The organism is Ruegeria sp. HKCCD3925, assembly GCF_057221175.1.
The window spans coordinates 759,844-778,805 of record NZ_JBWVBI010000001.1 but is presented as its reverse complement, the minus strand read 5'-3'; the positions used below and the strand labels follow the sequence as shown (position 1 = coordinate 778,805).

Annotated in this window: 21 protein-coding genes; 9 read left to right on the top strand and 12 right to left on the bottom strand. The window is 57.6% G+C overall.

The window, feature by feature from the left end:
- Positions 1-52: 52 nt before the first annotated feature.
- Together AC2TEM_RS03870 and AC2TEM_RS03865 are read left to right on the top strand one after the other, a co-directional pair.
- A complete protein-coding gene (locus AC2TEM_RS03870; RefSeq protein WP_170421087.1) occupies positions 53-361 on the top strand; it encodes a metalloregulator ArsR/SmtB family transcription factor in 309 nt (102 codons plus the stop codon).
- The gene (locus AC2TEM_RS03865) at positions 358-813 is read left to right on the top strand and encodes an SRPBCC domain-containing protein (protein WP_170421089.1); all 456 of its coding nucleotides are present in this window, start codon (positions 358-360) and stop codon (positions 811-813) included. Before AC2TEM_RS03870 ends, AC2TEM_RS03865 begins: the two co-directional genes overlap by 4 nt.
- Before the next feature lie 45 nt (positions 814-858).
- Here AC2TEM_RS03865 and ilvC read toward each other — a convergent pair whose 3' ends face one another.
- Positions 859-1,881, bottom strand: coding sequence for a ketol-acid reductoisomerase (gene ilvC / locus AC2TEM_RS03860; protein WP_170393489.1), 1,023 nt, complete (start codon positions 1,879-1,881; stop codon positions 859-861).
- 131 nt (positions 1,882-2,012) lie between these two features.
- Between ilvC and AC2TEM_RS03855 the strand changes: the two genes are divergently transcribed.
- The gene (locus AC2TEM_RS03855; RefSeq protein ID WP_170421091.1) at positions 2,013-2,468 is read left to right on the top strand and encodes an Lrp/AsnC family transcriptional regulator; all 456 of its coding nucleotides are present in this window, start codon (positions 2,013-2,015) and stop codon (positions 2,466-2,468) included.
- On the top strand, positions 2,465-2,923 hold the full coding sequence (locus AC2TEM_RS03850) for an Lrp/AsnC family transcriptional regulator (protein ID WP_170393485.1): 459 nt from the start codon (positions 2,465-2,467) through the stop codon (positions 2,921-2,923). The genes AC2TEM_RS03855 and AC2TEM_RS03850 overlap by 4 nt, the downstream gene beginning before the upstream one ends.
- On the opposite strand, the gene AC2TEM_RS03845 is transcribed toward AC2TEM_RS03850, so the two are convergent.
- The gene (locus AC2TEM_RS03845; RefSeq protein ID WP_170393483.1) at positions 2,920-3,621 is read right to left on the bottom strand and encodes a histidine utilization transcriptional repressor HutC; all 702 of its coding nucleotides are present in this window, start codon (positions 3,619-3,621) and stop codon (positions 2,920-2,922) included. The two genes, AC2TEM_RS03850 and AC2TEM_RS03845, sit on opposite strands and share 4 nt — an antisense overlap.
- 232 nt (positions 3,622-3,853) lie before the next feature.
- On the opposite strand from AC2TEM_RS03845, the gene AC2TEM_RS03840 reads away from it, so the two are divergent.
- Positions 3,854-4,981 (top strand): aminotransferase class V-fold PLP-dependent enzyme, encoded by a 1,128-nt coding sequence (locus AC2TEM_RS03840; RefSeq protein WP_480790420.1) that lies wholly within the window; start codon positions 3,854-3,856, stop codon positions 4,979-4,981.
- A 31-nt stretch (positions 4,982-5,012) separates the two neighbouring features.
- Here the strand turns inward: AC2TEM_RS03840 and AC2TEM_RS03835 are convergent, their stop codons facing one another.
- The 3 genes from AC2TEM_RS03835 to AC2TEM_RS03825 all read right to left on the bottom strand — a co-directional run bounded on the left by AC2TEM_RS03835 (position 5,013) and on the right by AC2TEM_RS03825 (position 7,262).
- Positions 5,013-6,209 (bottom strand): UbiH/UbiF family hydroxylase, encoded by a 1,197-nt coding sequence (locus AC2TEM_RS03835; protein WP_480601798.1) that lies wholly within the window; start codon positions 6,207-6,209, stop codon positions 5,013-5,015.
- 72 nt (positions 6,210-6,281) lie between these two features.
- Positions 6,282-6,530: a hypothetical protein gene (locus tag AC2TEM_RS03830; RefSeq protein WP_170405023.1), complete on the bottom strand. Its 249-nt coding sequence runs from the start codon at positions 6,528-6,530 to the stop codon at positions 6,282-6,284.
- Between the two features lie 87 nt (positions 6,531-6,617).
- A complete protein-coding gene (locus tag AC2TEM_RS03825) occupies positions 6,618-7,262 on the bottom strand; it encodes a pyrimidine 5'-nucleotidase (protein WP_170635565.1) in 645 nt (214 codons plus the stop codon).
- A gap of 100 nt (positions 7,263-7,362) precedes the next feature.
- Here AC2TEM_RS03825 and AC2TEM_RS03820 point away from each other — a divergent pair, with 100 nt between their 5' ends.
- Entirely contained in the window at positions 7,363-8,010 is a 648-nt protein-coding gene (locus AC2TEM_RS03820) for a GntR family transcriptional regulator (protein ID WP_170393473.1), read from the top strand.
- Here the strand turns inward: AC2TEM_RS03820 and AC2TEM_RS03815 are convergent.
- Together AC2TEM_RS03815 and carA are read right to left on the bottom strand one after the other, a co-directional pair.
- Positions 7,967-9,895: a glycosyltransferase family 2 protein gene (locus AC2TEM_RS03815; protein ID WP_480790419.1), complete on the bottom strand. Its 1,929-nt coding sequence runs from the start codon at positions 9,893-9,895 to the stop codon at positions 7,967-7,969. The genes AC2TEM_RS03820 and AC2TEM_RS03815 overlap by 44 nt on opposite strands.
- 62 nt (positions 9,896-9,957) lie before the next feature.
- Entirely contained in the window at positions 9,958-11,124 is a 1,167-nt protein-coding gene (carA, locus tag AC2TEM_RS03810; RefSeq protein WP_170421096.1) for a glutamine-hydrolyzing carbamoyl-phosphate synthase small subunit, read from the bottom strand.
- A gap of 182 nt (positions 11,125-11,306) precedes the next feature.
- On the opposite strand from carA, the gene AC2TEM_RS03805 reads away from it, so the two are divergent.
- Positions 11,307-11,789, top strand: a complete 483-nt coding sequence (locus AC2TEM_RS03805; protein ID WP_170421098.1) for a GatB/YqeY domain-containing protein — start codon at positions 11,307-11,309, stop codon at positions 11,787-11,789.
- Here the strand turns inward: AC2TEM_RS03805 and AC2TEM_RS03800 are convergent, their stop codons facing one another.
- The 4 genes from AC2TEM_RS03800 to ctaD form a co-directional block, all read right to left on the bottom strand.
- Entirely contained in the window at positions 11,790-12,275 is a 486-nt protein-coding gene (locus tag AC2TEM_RS03800) for a DUF2244 domain-containing protein (RefSeq protein ID WP_170421100.1), read from the bottom strand.
- Between the two features lie 46 nt (positions 12,276-12,321).
- Positions 12,322-12,921 carry a 2-hydroxychromene-2-carboxylate isomerase gene (locus AC2TEM_RS03795; protein WP_170393465.1) on the bottom strand — a complete coding sequence of 200 codons (600 nt, stop codon included), beginning with the start codon at positions 12,919-12,921 and terminating at the stop codon, positions 12,322-12,324.
- An 83-nt stretch (positions 12,922-13,004) separates the two neighbouring features.
- A complete protein-coding gene (locus AC2TEM_RS03790; protein WP_480790418.1) occupies positions 13,005-14,033 on the bottom strand; it encodes a bestrophin family protein in 1,029 nt (342 codons plus the stop codon).
- Between the two features lie 162 nt (positions 14,034-14,195).
- Positions 14,196-15,854: a cytochrome c oxidase subunit I gene (gene ctaD / locus AC2TEM_RS03785; protein ID WP_170393460.1), complete on the bottom strand. Its 1,659-nt coding sequence runs from the start codon at positions 15,852-15,854 to the stop codon at positions 14,196-14,198.
- Positions 15,855-16,132: 278 nt separating this feature from the next.
- Between ctaD and AC2TEM_RS03780 the strand changes: the two genes are divergently transcribed.
- The gene (locus AC2TEM_RS03780; protein ID WP_170393458.1) at positions 16,133-16,552 is read left to right on the top strand and encodes an HIT family protein; all 420 of its coding nucleotides are present in this window, start codon (positions 16,133-16,135) and stop codon (positions 16,550-16,552) included.
- A 486-nt stretch (positions 16,553-17,038) separates the two neighbouring features.
- A complete protein-coding gene (locus AC2TEM_RS03775; RefSeq protein WP_170421106.1) occupies positions 17,039-17,974 on the top strand; it encodes a cation diffusion facilitator family transporter in 936 nt (311 codons plus the stop codon).
- Positions 17,975-18,288: 314 nt separating this feature from the next.
- Here the strand turns inward: AC2TEM_RS03775 and lipB are convergent, their stop codons facing one another.
- Positions 18,289-18,945, bottom strand: a complete 657-nt coding sequence (gene lipB, locus AC2TEM_RS03770) for a lipoyl(octanoyl) transferase LipB (RefSeq protein ID WP_170393453.1) — start codon at positions 18,943-18,945, stop codon at positions 18,289-18,291.
- Positions 18,946-18,962 lie beyond the last annotated feature (17 nt).

The following is an 18,962-nucleotide window of genomic DNA, read 5'->3' as shown; positions in this document are numbered from 1 at the left end:
CGGTGTCACGCGCTGATATTGACATTAGGTAAGTCATTACTTACCGTAAGCTATGGCTTACAAAGAAGTGCTTTCGGCTTTAGGGGATTCGACCCGTCGTCAGGTTTTTGAGGCGGTGGCCAAGCGCCCCAGGGCGGTTGGTGATCTGGCTGCGGATTTGCCCGTAAGCCGCCCGGCGGTCTCGCAACATTTAAAGGTCTTGTCCGATGCCGGACTTGTCGTTTGCAGGGCTGAGGGAACGCGCCGCATCTATGCCGCCCGACCCGAGGGGCTGGCCGACCTGCGCGCCTGGCTCGAGCAATACTGGTCGGACGTGTTGGAGAGTTTCGCCGCCGAGGTAAACGAAGGACGAGATGCATGATCGAACCAATCATTAAGACCATTGTTGTGAACGCAACGCCCGAGCGCGCCTTTGACATTTTTGTAAATCGCATCGCCAATTGGTGGCCATTGGATGGGCACGCTGTCTCAGCGGCGCAAGGCAAGCCTGCGCTGGCAGTTGTGATCGAACCTCATGTCGGCGGTGCGGTTTATGAAACCATGTTCGATGGCACCCGCGCTGATTGGGGCAAGGTGTTGATCTTCGAACAGGGGGCTCGCCTGGCCTTCAGCTGGCACCCCGGCACCAACACCGACCGCCCCACGCGGGTTGAGGTCCGGTTCGCAGCCCACGGAGCCGGGCATACCACGGTCACTCTGACCCATTCGGGCTGGGAAGTCTGGGCATCTGAGGCGTCGGACAAACGCACCGGTTACGACAGTGGCTGGGATTATGTTCTGGGCGAATGCTACGCAAATGCTGTCACCAAATGAAAAGGGCGGCCACCGGGGCCGCCCTTTCGCTGACAATTGTCAGACTTAGTTCTTTTCTTTGTCGACCATTTTGCCAGCCGAGATCCAGGGCATCATGGCGCGCAGTTTTGCACCGGTTTCCTCGATCATGTGCTCATCGTTCGCACGGCGCGACGCTTTGATGGTCGGTTGGCCTACAGCGTTTTCCAGCATGAAGTCACGGACGAATTTACCCTGCTGGATGTCGTTCAGAACCTCTTTCATACGCGCTTTGGTCTCGTCGTATTTCAAAATACGCGGGCCGGTGACGTACTGGCCATATTCAGCCGTGTTCGAGATCGAATAATCCATGTTGGCGATGCCGCCTTCATAGATCAGGTCAACGATCAGCTTCACTTCGTGCAGACACTCGAAATATGCCATCTCGGGCGCGTAGCCGGCCTCAACCAGCGTTTCAAAGCCGCAGCGGATCAGTTCAACCAGGCCGCCGCACAGTACGGCCTGCTCACCGAACAGGTCGGTTTCGCATTCCTCGCGGAAGTTGGTTTCGATGATGCCCGAACGGCCGCCACCGATGGCCGAGCAGTAGGACAGGCCGATTTCCAGCGCTTTGCCGGTCGCGTCGTTGTCGACCGCGACGAGGCAAGGAACGCCGCCGCCTTTGGTGTATTCGCCGCGCACGGTGTGACCGGGGCCTTTGGGGGCCATCATGATCACGTCAACGCCTTCTTTCGGCTCGATCAGGCCAAAATGGACATTCAGGCCGTGGGCGAACGCGATGGCAGCGCCCGGCTTGATGTTGTCGTGGACGTATTTCTTGTACGTCTCAGCCTGCAGTTCGTCAGGCATGGTGAACATAATAACGTCGCACCAGGCTGCGGCTTCGGCGATGCCCATCACCTGCAGGCCTTCCGCTTCGGCTTTCTTGGCCGAGGGGGAGCCTTCGCGCAGGGCGATGACCAGGTTCTTGGCGCCCGAGTCGCGCAGGTTCAGCGCGTGGGCGTGGCCTTGCGAGCCATAGCCCAGAATCGCCACTTTTTTGTCTTTGATCAGGTTGATGTCGCAATCGCGATCGTAATAGACGCGCATTTCGCCGGTCCTTTCAGTTTCGGTTGATGTGCTTCTATCTTGCGTGATTGCTATTGGCGATAGGGTTTGGATTGGGTATTTGACAAATAGATGAAGAATAATTCTTCTAGTGAACAAAATGTGAAAAAATCATGCTTGATGATGTTGATCGACGTATACTACGCCACTTCCAGGCCGAGCCAAGCCTGACAACGGCAGAATTGGCTGAGCGATGCCGCATCACTACGGGCGTCTGCTGGCGCCGGATCGAAAAGATGCAAGCGGCAGGAGTGATCGAGGGGCAGGAAGCCGTTATCGACTGGGCCGCCTTGGGCTATGCGGTCGAGGTCTCTTTGCGGATAACGCTGGACAAGACGCAGGCACGGGCGTTCGACGAATTCACGGCGGCGGCGCGGAACGTGGCCGAGGTGATCGAGATCCAGACCTTCCTTGGCCGGGTGGATGTGCGCCTATCGGTGTTGGCGCGAGATATGGCGCATTATCAACAGGTCTATCGCGATCGCATTCTGACCCTACCGCATATCGCCGATATCGAAGCCCTTATGCATATCGCCCGAGTCAAACGGGATGAGGTGTTGCCGGTATGATCGAACTGGATGAGATCGACCGCAGAATTCTGCGCGCGCTGGTGCAGGACGCGACCCAAAGCGCGGGAGCTCTGGGGCGCCGCTTTGGCTTATCGCAGCCCGCGACCTGGCGGCGTATTCGTCGACTGGAAGAAGCAGGCGTGATCAAGGGGCGGCGGCTGCGTCTGAATGCCGAGGCCCTGGGTTTTGGAGTGACCGTCTTTCTCGGCGTGAAACTTGCGCGAAAAGGGCAGGTCAGCCTTGAAGATTTTGAACGTGCCGTCAGCGCCATTCCCGAGGTGCAGACGGTTGAGCATGTGCTGGGTCTTTATGATTATCGCTTGCGCGTCGTGGCGCGGGATCTGGCAGACTTCGAACGGGTTCTGCGCCGAAGGGTGATGACCTTACCAGGGGCCGGAGAGGTCGAAGCCAATGTACTGCTGAGCGAAGAACGCCTGCCCGGGCCGATCGGTTAGTATTTAGTGCGGATGCGGAACCCCGGATGATGGGTCATGCGGGCGAAAGTCATCGGTTGCCCGTCCTTCCACGTGGTCCGTTCCAGCTGAATCATCGAAGTGCCAGTGGTCGTGCCCATGAAATCAGCTAGACGATTGTCCGCCGAGATCGCGCAAAAGGCGATTTCAGCTTCGGTGAACGGGGCAGCATTCAACAACCATTCGTGTGGGCCACTTTTGTTGAGGTCGGCTTGCTCGACCTCGGGCACGGCTTCGATATTGATCCAGCGTTCTTCAAGCTGGAAGGGGCGGTTGTCTGCATAGTGCATGCAGATCACGTGCAGAACGCGCGCGTCCGGTTCGACATTCAGTTGCGAGGTCAGCCAGCCGGGGCTGTAGACCACGTTCCGTTCCACCAGCGCATAGCGATAGGCTGAGTTTTGGTTCTCAACCGCTTGTCTCGCAAGTGAAATTTCAAGCTTGGCTTGTTTGCGTGGTTCTTTCTTGACCCGCGTTCCGCTTTTGCGCTTGCGCTCGACAAAGCCCTGTTCAGCGAGCTCCCTCAGCGCCCGGTTCACCGTGGCGCGGGCACAATTGAACTCTTCCGCTAATTGGGTTTCGGTGGGTAAAAGCGAGCCCTGAGGCCATATGCGGGATTCAATCCGCCGCTTTACCTCGTCTCGAACGACTTGAAAACTAATCCGCTTTTGCGCAGTCACGAGTAAAATTATCCGTTCTTGTTCAAAGTGTGTGTATCTGTTCAGAAACACGCTAGGGTGTAAAGGGGACCTGACTCTGGTTGGCGTCATTTCTGCTAATTGTGGCATGTAAAAACTCAAAATGAAATTTTTGGCTGTGGGTTACTTTGGGTCAACTTCAGGCCGCGTTTGACGCTTTACCGAGCGCGCAAGACAAGGCAGAACAAAAAGGACCCAATAGAAAGGATGCGTCATGCCGGCACTACTGAATACTGTTGACCCGGGCGGGCTGGAGGAGTTCTCGGTGGTTTTTACCGACCGTTCTCTGAACCATATGTCTGCAAGTTTTCAGCAAGTCATGCGCGAAATTTCGGCAATGCTGCGTGAAGTTTACAATGCTGAAGGCGCTGCGGTCATTCCTGGCGGAGGCACCTATGGGATGGAAGCTGTCGCGCGACAGTTTGCGCGGGGTGCTGATGTGCTTGTCGTACGCAATGGGTGGTTTTCATATCGGTGGAGTCAGATCATCGAGTCAGGTGATCTGACATCGTCGACCACCGTTCTCAAAGCGCGCGAAACCGGCAATTCCAGCCCGTCACCTTTTGCTCCGGCCCCGATTGATGAAGTTGTGGCGACAATCCATGAGAAACGACCGGGTATTGTCTTCGCACCGCATGTTGAGACCTCGGCCGGAGTGATTCTGCCTGATGATTATGTGACAGCGATGGCCGCTGCTGCGCATGAGGTGGGGGCGTTGATGGTGCTGGACTGCATCGCCTCGGGCTGTGCCTGGGTCGATATGAAGGCCACCGGAGTGGATGTGCTGATCTCGGCTCCGCAGAAGGGGTGGAGCGCAACGCCATGCGCCGGTCTTGTCATGCTATCCGAACGCGCCGAGGCGCGGCTGGCAGAAACCTCATCCGATAGCTTTGCGATAGATTTGAAGAAATGGCGCCAGATCATGCAGGCCTACGAGAATGGCGGCCATGCCTATCACGCCACCATGCCGACGGATTCTCTGCTTTCCTTCCGCGACACAATGGCCGAGACGCGCGCGTACGGCTTCGAAAAGCTGCGCGCGGCGCAATGGGCGCTGGGTGATGGCGTCCGGGCCTATCTTAGGGACATGGGCGTCATGTCGGTTGCTGCCGAAGGGTTCGGCGCGCCCGGTGTGGTGGTCAGCTATACAGCAGACCCCGAAGTGCAGAACGGCAAGAAGTTCGCGGCCCTGGGCATGCAGATCGCAGCGGGCGTGCCGCTGCAATGTGACGAACCCGAAGGGTTCAGTACCTTCCGTCTCGGCCTGTTTGGCTTGGACAAGCTGTATGATGTTGACGACACGATTGCGCGCCTGAAAAGGGTTCTGGATCAGGTGCTGTAATAGCGTGGCGGGCAGAAGCCCGCCCTGCGGTTCAGCGGACGCCGAGGCCCATTTGCATGAGCGTCTTGCGCACGGGTGGTAGGGAATAGAGCGCATTCAGCCCCATCGCTCGTGCGTCGCGCAGCGGACGCGCTTCGATCATGGAGGCGCGGTTCAGCAGGTCGATGCCCTTGACGCGCAGTTCGATCTCGGTATGGCGGGCCTTGTGATAGGAATCCAACATCTGCGCATCGCCTAAGCCCTCGGGCCGGGCTTGCGTCAATTCCAGCAAGCAGCGCAGATCGCCCAACGACATGTTCAGCCCCTGCGCACCAATAGGTGGCACCACATGCGCGGCCTCGGCCATCAGCGCGATGCGTTCGCCCGACAACCGTTCCGCCGACTGGCTGATGATCGGCCAAATCGTCCGGCGTGAGGCCAATTTCAGCGGTCCGAACAGCCCGCAAGAGCGTTCGGTCATGGCGGCTTCGAACGCGTCGGATTCAAGGTTTAGCAGTTCAACGGCACGTGGCCCACGTTCCATCCAGACAATCGCCGAGGACGGCTGGCCTTGCCAGTCGGGCAGGGGCACCAAAGTGAACGGCCCGCCCGAGCGGTGAATCTCGGTCGAGACATTGTCGTGTGGGATGGGATGGGTGACGGCGAAGGCGAGGGCCTTTTGGCCGTAGCGCGTGGTATGAACATTGATCCCGGCAGCTTCGCGCATTGGTGAACTGCGCCCGTCGGCGGCGATTACCAGTTTGCAGCGGATGCGGGTTCCGTCGCTCAGGCCGACCCGCGCCTCATTGGTGCGGGTGAACAGGCTGACCGTGCCGGTGCCCGGGCGGAAATCGACATTTGGCAATTCGGCCAAGCGTACTACCATCTCGCGGCGCAACAGCCAGTTGGGCAGGTTCCATCCGAATGGCTGGTCCGAGATATCGGCGGCGTTGAAATCACGCACGACGCGCGGTTCAGGCACATCTCCGCCCGCATCTACGATGCGCATGATCTGCAGGGGCGCGGCGTGGGCATCCAGTTTGGCCCAAAGCCCGCATTGTTCCAACAGACCGTGGGCAGGCTGCAAAAAAGCGGTGGTACGCAGATCCGATCCGTCCACGTCCCGCTCGGTGATCGGAGGGGTGGGATCGACGCAGACTACGTCGAACCCGGCAGCGCCAAAGGCGGCGGCGGCGGTCAATCCGGCGATTCCGCCGCCGGAAATCAGGATGTCACAGCTGTCAGTCATGAGTATGTCTCCGTTGCCGCAGACACTAGTGCTGTTGCGCGGTGGGCGCCAAGTGACATCCTGTCTCGTGCTTTATCCCCGAGAGATCAAAATCAGGACAAGGAACATCGTCGGCACCAGCATCAGGGCGGGAATATAAAGACCCGGCAGGCCGAACAGAAGGATGGAACAGCCCCACATGCTGACCAGCGCCGCGGCTGTATAATAAAGGTCTTCAGCTTCGGCATTGGCCGCGTCCCGGGCCATCCAGCCAAACACGGGAATTGCGAACAAAAGGCGCTGCCAAAGAGGCAGGCGCTGTGGCATCTCAAGCGCGGTCATTGGGGTCTCCGATTCTGTTCGTCGCTGAGCTGCATATGGGGTCAATTCTGCAACTGCGAAACGAACAGATCGTCGCAGTGTGACAGCCTATCGCAGGCGACCCAGAAACCCGGTCAGATCATCGGTGTGATGGTGAATATGGTCAGCCTCGTGCGGGTCAGGCGCGACGTGCACGGTACGCATTCCCATCTCGTGCGGGGCGGCCAGATTGCGTGGATCATCTTCGAACATGGCGGCTTTCGCGGTATCGATTCCATCCTGCGCAAAGATCGCCTCGAACGCGGCTTTTTGCGGCTTGGGGCGATAGCCTGCGTGTTCTACGCCATAGATCGCGTCGAACAGCCCATTCAGACCGCGTGCCGCCAGAACGCGCTCGGCATAAGGTGCAGATCCATTGGTATAGACAATGCGTCGCCCGGGCAAAGCGCGGATATGTTCCGCCAGCGCAACATCGGGTTCCATATGGCTCATGTCCACCTGATGCACGGCGTACAGATAGGGATCGGGGTCCAGATCGTGCTCTGCCATCAGGCCCGCGAGTGTCGTGCCGTATTCGCGCCAGTAATGTGAACGCAACCGGTCGGCCTCGGGGCGGTCGACGCCGATAGCTTGCACGACGTAATCCGTCATCAGCACTTCGATCTGATCGAACAGGCGCATATGCGGCGGGTAAAGCGTGTTGTCTAGATCGAACACCCATTGGGTGACATGGGAAAAGGCAGGTTTGACCATGCTTTGGGTTTAGGGCGGTGGGCTGCGGTTTTCAATGCCGCACTTGATCGGGGGGGCGTGTGGCGGCTAGACAGGTCCGAACGAGGAGACAATTCAGCCGATGCCCCAATCCAAACAGTCCAATACGGACGCCTATAGCCTTATTCTCGAAGCGATAGACGTCGGTGTCTACAAGCCTGGTGATCGGCTGGTGGAAAGCGAACTGGCCGAGCGGTTTGGCGTTTCGCGTACTCCGATCCGCGAGGCGCTGCAGCGGCTGGAAACGCAGTCGTTGCTGGAACGGGACGGGCGGTCGTTGATCGTGGCCTCATTGGACCACAACCAGATGGCCGAGCTTTATGTTGTCCGGCGTGAATTGGAAGGGCTGGCCGCACGTCTGGCCGCAAAACACGCAACCGAAGAGGAAATTCGGGTCCTTCGGGACATGGTGGTGGCTGACAATGAGTTGATCGGAGATCCTGTTGCGCTGTCGCGGGCCAACCGGAGATTTCACGAACAGATTCACCTGGCTTCGCATAACCGCTATCTGGTGCAGCAGCTTGATCTGGTGCATCGGACCATGGCCTTGATGGCGACCACATCGCTGGCCGCAGAAGGGCGTGGCGAGATTGCGCAGAGCGAGCACAAAGGCATCGTGGACGCGATTGCGGCGCGAGACGAGGACGCGGCGGCCAAGGCGTTGCAGGATCACATTTCGGTCGCTTTCATGACGCGGCTGAAACAGGATGCGATCCGGCGCGAGAAATAGCGGCCTCACGTTCCTCGACCGCATGGCCGTGCTGGGTCTTGTCCCAGAAGAACGGATTGACCGCCAGTTCCCACAGGCCTTTGTAGGCCGCCAACACGCCCAGCGGATAGTAAAGCACCATGGTCGGCACCCAGGGTAGCAGGAACCTGCGTTTGCCTGCGATGACACCGCAGATACCCACCAATAGGTTGGCGGCTTCGGCGACGAGAAACAGAACCACGCAGGCAGTCAATAAACCGGGTGTCAGGATTGGTTGATACAGGTGGGGCAGCCCGAAAAAGATGGGCCAGAACGCCCACAAAAGCGGGGCCAGAAGGAATTGGCCCAGTGTTCCCAGAAAAAAGGCCTGTAAGCCCAAAAAGCGCAGCAACCCCAGATCGCGCAGCAATTGGCGTGGTGCGCGCATATGCACCAGATAGGTTACCATGAACCCCTTCAGCCAACGCGAACGCTGCTTTACCCATGGCCAGGCGCGAAAGTTCGCCTCTTCATAGGTCGTGGTGCTGACGATCTCGGTCCGATATCCGGCACGGCTTAGGCGGACACCCAGATCGGCATCTTCGGTGACATTATGGGCATCCCAACCGCCCAGTTCGACCAGCTTGTCGCGGCGAAAAAAGAAGGTTGTGCCGCCCAGCGGAACGACCAGACCAATTCGCGCGATGCCTTTCAGGACGACGCGAAACCAGCCGCTGTATTCGATGCTAAAACAGCGCGACCGCCAATTGGTGCGCGGATTGTAGTAGTCTAGAATACCTTGCAGGCACACCACTTCCTTTGGGGCGTTCGCGAAATGGCGGACAACGGTTTCAATCTGATCGGGTTGCGGCGCGTCTTCGGCATCCCAAACGCCCAAAATCTCTCCACGGCAGAAATCCAGCGCATAGTTCATCGCACGGGGCTTGGTGGTCAGGTCACCCCGAGCCGGCACAACAATGGCGCGCATCCAGGTTGGCAGTTCTATTTGCCTGAGCGCCTCATTGGTTACGTCATCCCGCTCTTCCAGCACCAGAATGACATCCAGCAACGCTTTGGGATAGGTCAGGCGGCGCAGCCGGGCGATCAGGTCATCGGCAATCTCGCGTTCCTTATATAGCGGCACCAGGATCGAGACGCGGGGTAGGCGAAGTGACTCAGAGGTCTTTGTTGTTGGCTCAGATTTTTCTCGCCATAGATAAGCAATGAGCCCCGAGAGCCTGAGAGACAAGAACAACCCCAGAGTCAGCAGTGCAAAGCCCAAAAGAAGGCCGAGGCCAACTATCGGGAAACAAACACAGAGTGCCGCGAACAGGATAAATCCAATGATCGGCCCACGGCGCGTCTGGGCCGACCAATTCCTGCAGCTTTGCCGCGCCTCAACGCGAGTTTCTGCAGCTTGTGCTAGCGGTTGAGCATATTGACGAGCGATGGCAGCATCGATCTGCTCGGGTCCTGCCAGAACCGGGATGATCGTGTAACCGTGGCCTTTCAATGCGTCTGCCACTGCGTCGAATGTATCTGGCCTGGCTGTAGCGATCAGCAGGATTGGCCCCACACGCATCCAGGGCAGTACATTGTGCTTCAACCAAAACTCGACCGGTTCGAGCAAGCAGAGGTCTGCGGCTGGTGGTACCTGCGCAAGATCGGCGATCTGAAGGCCGGTTTGGTCAGACAGCGCCGAGAGAACCTGCGCACGGCTGGCCCATACTTCACTGACCAGTATTTCCCCCAATGGCGCGTTCTGGAATACTTGCATCCGCAGGGCGCGCGCCAACTGGTCGGATGTGATGATGCCTTGTTCGACGAGACATGTGCCGAGCGGTTTGCGCGAATGCGGCCCGGGCACAGGCTGCGCCAGTGTCTGACGCTGGAGATTCAATTCGACCATAACGAAACCCTGCCGCATGTAACATCCGGCAGGGTTGCTTAGTCAGGGTTAACACACGGTTAACGCTGTTGAATTCGCCTTTAAGCTTGTGCTTTTTGATCCGCCATCGCCGCGGCAAAGCGTTCGAACAGGTAGAAACTGTCCTGCGGGCCGGGTGACGCTTCTGGATGATGCTGCACCGAATAAACCGGGCGACCCGTCATGCGGATGCCGCAGTTCGAGCCGTCAAACAGAGAGCGATGCGTTTCGACTACGCCATCGGGCAGTGTTTCCGCGTCCACGGCGAAGCCGTGGTTCATCGAGGTGATCTCGACCTTGCCGGTTTCCATATCCTTGACCGGATGATTGGCACCATGGTGGCCGTGGTTCATCTTGATCGTCTGCCCACCAAGCGCCAGTGCCAGCATCTGATGGCCTAGGCAGATGCCAAAGACGGGCAGATCTGTTGTATCCAGCACTTCCTTGATCATGGGAACTGCATATTCGCCGGTAGCCGCGGGATCGCCGGGTCCGTTTGACAGGAACACTCCGTCCGGCTTGTGTGCCAGCACCTCCGCTGCCGTTGCGGTGGCGGGCAATACGGTTACGTCGCAACCCGCCGAGGCGAGGCAGCGCAAGATGTTGCGCTTGGCACCATAGTCGATCGCGACCACCTTGTGCATCGGAGCTTCCTGACGCTGGTAGCCATCGGGCCAAGCCCAACGCATCTCATCCCAGCGATAGCTTTGGGCGCAGGTGACTTCTTTGGCCAGATCCATCCCTTCGAGACCCGCAAAACTACGCGCTGCAGCAATCAGGGCTTCGATATCGAAGTTTCCCTCGGGATCATGAGCTAGCGCCACGTGCGGCGCGCCTTGCTGACGGATCGCGCGGGTCAGGCGGCGGGTATCGACGCCGCCGATTGCGATGCGACCACGGCGGGCTAACCAGCTTTTTAGCTCTTCTGTCGCGCGCCAATTCGACGGCTCGGTCGGGTCCCATTTGACCACCATCCCGGCTGCCACCGGGTCGCCGGTTTCGTCATCTTCGGGATTCACTCCGGCATTGCCGATATGCGGGAAAGTGAAGGTCACGATCTGACCCGCATAAGAAGGATCGGTCATGATCTCTTGATAGCCCGTCATGGCGGTGTTGAAACACAACTCGGCCTCGGTTTGACCGGTTGCGCCGAAGCCCACACCGTAAAACAGGGTTCCATCGGCCAACGCCAGACATGCGGTGGGCTTGGACGGGGCGTTCTGGGCCATGGCGCGACTCTCCTGTAAGGTAAACGGGCGCATAACTAAGTGGGTTATACGCTAGGGTCAAGTCTGTTCAAATTTTGGGCTATTGTTAAAAATCAATGAGTTACAATTAATGTCCACTGTTGTACCAACCTTTTTGTTTCGATATGGTCAGGGTTCCTTTGCCATGGGGATGGACAGACCATATGGATATGCGATCACGGGTGAACTCTGCCCTGAAGCAAGCTATGAAAGACAAAGCCGCCGAGCGTCTTTCGACACTGCGCCTGATCAATGCGGCGATCAAGGATCGTGATATTGCTTCGCGCGCCTCTGACAATGAAGAGACCAAGGGCTGCGGCGATTCTGAAGTGCTTGAAATTCTGGGTAAAATGACCAAGCAGCGCAAGGAAAGCGCACGCGCCTATGAAGAGGGCGGACGCCTTGATTTGGCCGAGCGGGAACTGCGCGAGGTTGAGGTGATTGAGGAATTCCTGCCCAAACAGCTGGACGACGACGAAGTTAGCAAGGCCATTCAGACCGCCATCACGTCTACGGGGGCGGGCTCAATCCGCGATATGGGCAAGGTGATGGGCGAGTTGAAGTCGCGCTATACCGGTCAGATGGATTTCGGCAAAGTAGGACCGATGGTCAAAGATCATCTTTGCGCTAACTCCAACGGCGCTTAATCACGTCGATTTGCGCAGTTTCTGACTCAGATCATCAAACAGCGCGATCCGCTCGTCTTCGGACAGGAACGCGCCGATCTCAACTTCGCGCCCATCGCCGATCAGCGTTACGTAGTGGGGTACCGGACCACCGCTGGTGTGCATTTCGGGACGGGCCCAATAGCGGTTGCAGGTCCATTCCTGATCGCCTTTGTCTGGGTGGTGGTGCACAAGGTGGGCTTGCGTCTGGCCCAAGGTCAGAACCTCGAACACGCTGCGCGCGCGATAGTTTGTCTGGATTGCCAACCAGAGGCCCAGAACCGTCAGCAGCAGGAACGGCAGCAGACCCCACAGGACGATCGAACCCAACATCGCCAGCAGCGGGATCAGTCCGAACAGGAACACCGACAAGATGACGGTAATTGCACCACGTGGTGGCAAGGAGTTGTGCGGCCAAAGCCGCAGTTCCTGTTCAGCGTCCGAGTTTTTTGTCCATTGATAAGGCATGGCGAGAACCTAGCTCAGACCGGCGCAATGTCGAAGCAAAAATCAGTCAGACAACGTGGCCGACGCGGACCCACGACAGGGCATCGTCAAGCCGGTCATCACCCCAGAACACTTCGTCGCGGACAACAAAGCTGGGTGCGCCGAAAACCCCCAGTTTGATGGCCTTGTTTGTCTCGTCCTCCAAGGCTGCAACAGCGTCCGGGCTGCGGGCACGGGCAAGCATCAGGCGTGGATCTTGTTGGCACCGAAGCAGGGCTTCGGAAATGGCGCTTTCGCTACCGGCTTCAATCCCGTCCTCGAACCAGATCCGATAAAGATTTTGCGTGAACCCGGCGCCCCAGCCGTCCTGCATGCCCAGCAAAGCCACCTGATTTGCCAGCGCCAGGTCAGAAATTGGATAGGGGGCGGGAAGTTTGGCGTGGATGTGATATTTCGCAGCGCGCCGCTCAATATCGCGCCACATATAGGCCGACTTCACCGGTTTGCCAGCGAAGGGAATATTTTGCTGTTCCGACATCACCGTGCGCACGTTGAAGGGGCGCCAGGTTACTGTCGCATCGTTTTCTTCGCACCAGCCATCCAGGCGCGTGATGGTCAGAAAACTGTAAGTGCTGCCGATTGAATACCAAAAGTCGATCTCGGGCATAGCAAGGCTCCTGTCAAAAGGGGCTTTGCCAACCAGAATACCGCAAAACGGAGGTTTTTTCGATCTTTGCCCAATTTAAGTGGTCAAAGTAGCGCTTTATCGATGGGTTCTGTCGGCTGAGGGACAGTGCCGCAGGATGTCATCTGGCGCAGGTCGATTTCGATCATGCGGCAGATGGACGAGATCGGAACATCGGTTACGTCGCCTTCGAACGGGTCCTCCATCGAGGCGCTGACCCGTTCAGTCACGAAGAAAATCCAGCAAACCAACGCTCCGATCGGAGCAAAGACTGCCCAGTCAAGCAGAACGGATTTTGTTACCGAGTAGCCCATCCCAGCGGTGATCGAGCGTTGGTCATTCAACGCCAGCGGTAACATGAAGATAAAAATATAGCTGAAGATGCGTCCGACTTCGGCGACCTGCCGCGGGAACGGGGTATTCTTGATACGCTCGCTTTGGCCTTGCGCGTCTGCAAACCGTGCTAGCCGGTTCATCAGCGCCACATGCCAATAGGGGTCGATCTTGCCGGATTGCGCCAGTGATGAAAGCCGCTCACCCTGAAGAAACAACAGGTACGCGGCACGGTTGGATTTCCCTTCGAGCAGAGGCAAATCAGCCGCCAGTTGGGTGTCGCGCCAGCATTCGGGTTCCTGATGCAGCGCGATTTTGTCCACGACCGGCTTGTGTCCGAACATCCACGGGCGGCGGGCGCGTCCATGCGTTGCGGGCTGGCGCAGTTGAAAGGCCAGCATGTTTAGCCAAGCGATATGACGCTCCAGCAACTCGCGGCGCATCTCGGGCGCAAGCGGCGTGCCGTCAGCCTGAACCAGATTGCTGATCGTATTGCCCCAATCGCGACTGGCGTTGACGATGTCCCCCCAAATCCTGCGGGCCTCGACCCAGCGGCCATAGGCCGAGGTGTTCTTGAAACCCAGAAAAAATGCCACTGCCAAACCCAGCATCGTGACCGGTGGGCTGGAGTTCGAGATCAACTCAAGCGGAGTAACTTCATCCACTAGTTCAAGCAGGAGTATCCAGGCCATGACGATGCAAATGAACCCGGCAGAGCCTTTGACCAGTTGCCGAAGTGTGATGCCATGATGGAGAATCATGTGGCGCGCACCCATCTTAGATTATGCTGTTTTCGCAAATACTAACGGCCTGATCTTTGGTGCGTCTACGTGTTGGGTGCAGCAAGTTGCGGATTGGGGGCATAAAAAACACAAAGCCCCGCACGGGGCGGGGCTTTGCTGAATTTGGTTTGGATGGCGGGATTAGTGCGCGTGGCCCTTGTCCCAGTCTTCCTGCTTGGGCAGCTGCTCGAACGTGTGTTCAGGCGGCGGCGTGGGCAGGGTCCATTCCAACGTATCCGCGTATTCGTTCCACGGGTTCGGGCGTGTCTCTTTCGCACCACGCAGCAGGGCGTAGATCACGATGCCGAAGAACAGCAGGAACGAGGCGAACGAGATGAACGCACCAATCGACGAAACGAAGTTCCACTGAGCAAACGCTTCAGGGTAGTCGATATAGCGGCGTGGCATGCCTTGACGGCCCAGGAAGTGCTGCGGGAAGAAGGTCAGGTTGGCGCCGATGAAGAACAGCCAGAAGTGAACCTTGCCCCAGAACTCGGAATACTGACGGCCCGTCATCTTCGAGAAGTAGAAGTACACGCCAGCGAAGATCGCGAAGACTGCACCCAAGCTCATCACGTAGTGGAAGTGCGCAACGACGTAGTAGGTGTCGTGATAGGCACGGTCCACGCCGGCCTGCGACAGCACAACGCCGGTCACACCACCAACGGTGAACAGGAATAGGAAGCCGAAAGCGAACAGCATCGGGGTTTTGAACTCGATCGAGCCGCCCCACATGGTCGCGATCCACGAGAAGACCTTAACGCCTGTCGGAACCGCAATGACCATCGTGGCCAGCATGAAGTAGGCCTGCTGACGCAGCGACATGCCAACGGTGTACATGTGGTGCGCCCATACGACGAAGCCCAGCACACCGATCGCGATGATCGCCCAGACCATCGGCAGGTAGCCGAAGATTGGTTTGCGCGCGAAGGTCGCGATCACGTGGCTGATGATGCCAAAGCCGGGCAGGATCACAATGTACACTTCCGGGTGGCCAAAGAACCAAAGGATGTGCTGATACAGGATCGGATCGCCGCCACCGGCCGGATCAAAGAAGGTGAAGCCAAAGTTGCGGTCCATCAGCAGCATGGTGATCGCGCCTGCCAGAACCGGCAGCGACAGCAGAATCAGCCACGAAGTGACGAAGATCGACCAGCTGAACAGAGGCACCTTGAACAGTGTCATGCCCGGGGCACGCATATTCAGGAAGGTGGTGATCATGTTGATCGCGCCGAGGATCGAGGAGGCGCCCGATACGTGCACGGCGAAGATCGCAAGGTCCATGGACATGCCGCCTTCGGTCGTCGACAGCGGTGGATACAAAACCCAGCCTACACCTGAACCAAGCTGGTCATTACCACCGGGGCTGAGCAGCGAGGCGACGCCCAGCGAGGTGCCAGCGACATACAGCCAGAAGGACAGGTTGTTCATCCGCGGGAACGCCATATCCGGCGCACCGATCTGCAACGGCATGAAATAGTTGCCAAATCCGCCGAACAGGGCGGGGATGACAACGAAGAACATCATCAGAACACCGTGATAGGTGATCATCACGTTCCAGAGGTGACCGTTGGGGGTGCATGGATCGGCCATGAACCCTTCGAGGCACATATACTGAACACCGGGGTGCATCAGTTCGAGCCGCATATAGACAGTCATCAGAACCGAGATCAGACCGGCAAGGGCCGAAAAGACCAGGTAGAGAATCCCGATGTCCTTGTGGTTGGTCGACATGAACCAGCGGGTGAAAAAGCCGCGCTGATCTTCATGCTCGTGACCATGAATGGCTGCGTCTGCCATTAGGTGCCTCCTGTTGCAACTGTACCGCGCAGTCGGACCTCTCCAACGCGCGGGATTCCTGCTGGTTTTAGATTGCGAAGGGGCGACCTTCAATGGTCGAGTTTGATCTGGATCAAGATTAATTGTCGCGGGCAGACTGTGCTGCGCGATAATCTGACCTCGGATGCGAGGGATTTGGGGATTCAGTCCGCGATTACAAGTGGTGACGGGGAAACCCGCTTGACCCGCATCAAGCGGCGGCTCAGAACAACGGGTAAGTCCAACACCGGAGGCCTGTAATGACCGCTTATGATCCCGAAAATGTCTTTGCCAAGATCCTGCGCGGAGAAATCCCGTCAAACCGTGTGTATGAAGACGACGACACCGTCGCGCTGATGGATATCATGCCCCGGGCGGACGGGCACTTGTTGGTGATCCCCAAAACCCCCTGTCGCAACATGCTGGATGCAACGCCCGAGCAACTGGCAGCGGTGATGGCGACGGTACAGAAGATGGCTCACGCTGTGAAAGAAGCGTTTGACGCTGATGGCGTCACCGTTCAGCAATTCAATGAGGCCGCAGGCGGGCAAGAGGTATTTCACCTGCATGTGCATGTATTGCCGCGCCACGAGGGCGTCTCGATACGCCCGCCCGGTAAAATGGGCGATTTTGACCTGATTGCTCAACACGCCGACAAGATCCGCGCGGCACTGACCTGATCCACCTTCGAAGCGAGCTGTCGCAGGCGTCGTGATCACCAAACGCATGGAACACGACACTTGCGTAATCGCGCTGCCCGTCGCAGACCTGAGGAATACGGATCAGTCTTGTTCCATTCTTTTCAGGCGTGCGATCCGGACTCGTAAATCATCAGGCTGCTGTTCGGCGATTTCATTAGCCCGGTTCAAGTTTTTCCATTTGCACCTTCGAGCGTGAGCAAAGCCTCTAATTAGGCCAGCGGCTGGCCAGATCTTGGCCATGGCGTACGCATTGCAACCGCCGCAGCGCGGTTTCGTCATAGCGGCGCTGATTACCCGCAGTAGGTTTGAACGGCGGTAGAAGTCCAGAACCGGATCGTAGGTGCTTTGATTCCAGTGCGAAATGAGGGAGCCCCGATTGCATTCATTTTCGAAAACACCCCCTTGAACCTCTAGTCACTAGAGGAATTATGTAGCATGGTGATTCAGAAAATAGGACTCACTAAAATGGCTCATCAGCATTCCCACAAAGGGCACAGCCACGCGCATGTTGATCCGCAGGCCGGAGATGCGCGCGTTGCCTGGGCCATCGCGGTCAATATGTTCTTGACGCTGGCACAGGTTGTGGGCGGGGTTATTTCAGGTTCGCTCGCCTTGATTGCGGACGCCTTGCACAACCTGTCAGATGCGATTGCGCTGGTCATCGCATTCTTTGCCCGCAAGATCGCTCGTCGACCCGCAAACGCGCGTATGAGTTTCGGGTATGGCCGGGCCGAGGTTGTAGCGGCGCTGGTTAACTACACAACACTGATCGTTCTGTCGGTCTATCTGCTGTACGAAGGCGTAATGCGGTTTGTCGAGCCCGAGCCGGTTAATGGCTGGATCGTTGTCTGGATCGCTGGGATCGCATTGGTCGTCGACCTTGTCACCGCTATGCTGACCTATTCCATGTCCAAGGACAGCATGAATATTCGTGCGGCATTCCTGCACAATGTGGCCGATGCATTGGGGTCCGTCGCCGTGATTGTCGCAGGTACCGCTGTAATTGTCTTCAACTGGACTTGGGTCGACCCAGCGGTCACCATCATGATCTCACTTTACATCCTTTGGCACGTCAAATCCGAGATCGGTGAAACCATACGCGTTCTGATGTTGGGCGCGCCAACAGAATTGGATCCGGAAGAGGTCGCCACAGCCATTGAAGGCGTATCGGGCGTGGCAGGAGTTCACCACATCCATCTGTGGAGCATGCAGGAGCGTGAGCCCGCGCTGTCGGCGCATCTGGTCATCAAACCCGACGCACAAGATAGTGCCGAGGATATCCGGGTGATGGCCAAGCAGGTTCTGCAGAACAAGTTTGGGCTTGGTCATGTTACGCTTGAAATCGAAGCCAGCGGGCACGCTTGCGTCGGATCAACCCGATTTGGGCATCAACAGATTTAGGGGCCTAAAACGAGAATTGCCGTTCCGATATGGGGTCGGAACGGCAGACTCGTAACCAAACACTTTCACGGATTTCGCAGGGCAGCCCTGAGATCACCGGTTAACACACCACTCACTCATGAACGGTCACTACATACTATGTGGTCAGATGGCGTTTGTAAGGAGAGGATGTGAAGAATCCCTGAATTTGAGGCGAATTGAGACCATTCAAAGGAATTTTCTGAATGATTTTCGAAACAGAGTGCCCCAAATTCTAGCATTGTCTTTTGCGTATTCTGGCCAGATCTGTCCGAATACGTGGAATCACCTATAAACTAGGCGCCTTCGGTGGCGAATACCTCATCAAAGGTCTTTTTTAGCGCAACATCGACGTCATCCATGGTCACCGGCAACCCAAGATCGACCAGTGAGGTCACCCCGTGTTCCTGAATTCCGCAGGGCACGATACCGGTGAAATGTGACAGGTCCGGCTCGACATTGATTGAGATGCCGTGAAAGCTGATCCATTTCCGCAGGCGAATGCCGATGGCCGCGATCTTGTCCTCGGCTGGCTGGCCGGTGATCGTCAGCGGCTTGTCTTGCCGTTGCACCCAGACGCCCACGCGGCCGTCGCGGATCTCACCGGTGACATTGAACTCGGCAAGAGCCGCAATCACCCATGCCTCAAGCTGCTGCACAAAGCGGCGCACATCATGACCGCGTTTGCCCACATCAAGCATGACGTAAACAACGCGCTGACCGGGGCCGTGATAGGTGTACTGTCCACCGCGCTTGCTTTCATAGACCGGAAAGCGATCCGGATCGGTCAGATCTTCTCGCTTGGCAGAAGTCCCAGCGGTATAAAGCGGAGGGTGTTCTAACAGCCAAATGCATTCGTCCGCCTCACCCGCTGCAATCGCAGCAACGCGCGCCTCCATGAAGGCAGTGGCCTCGTCGTAGTCGATCAGCCCGTCGGTAGTCTTCCATTCCATGCTCGTTCCTTAGACCG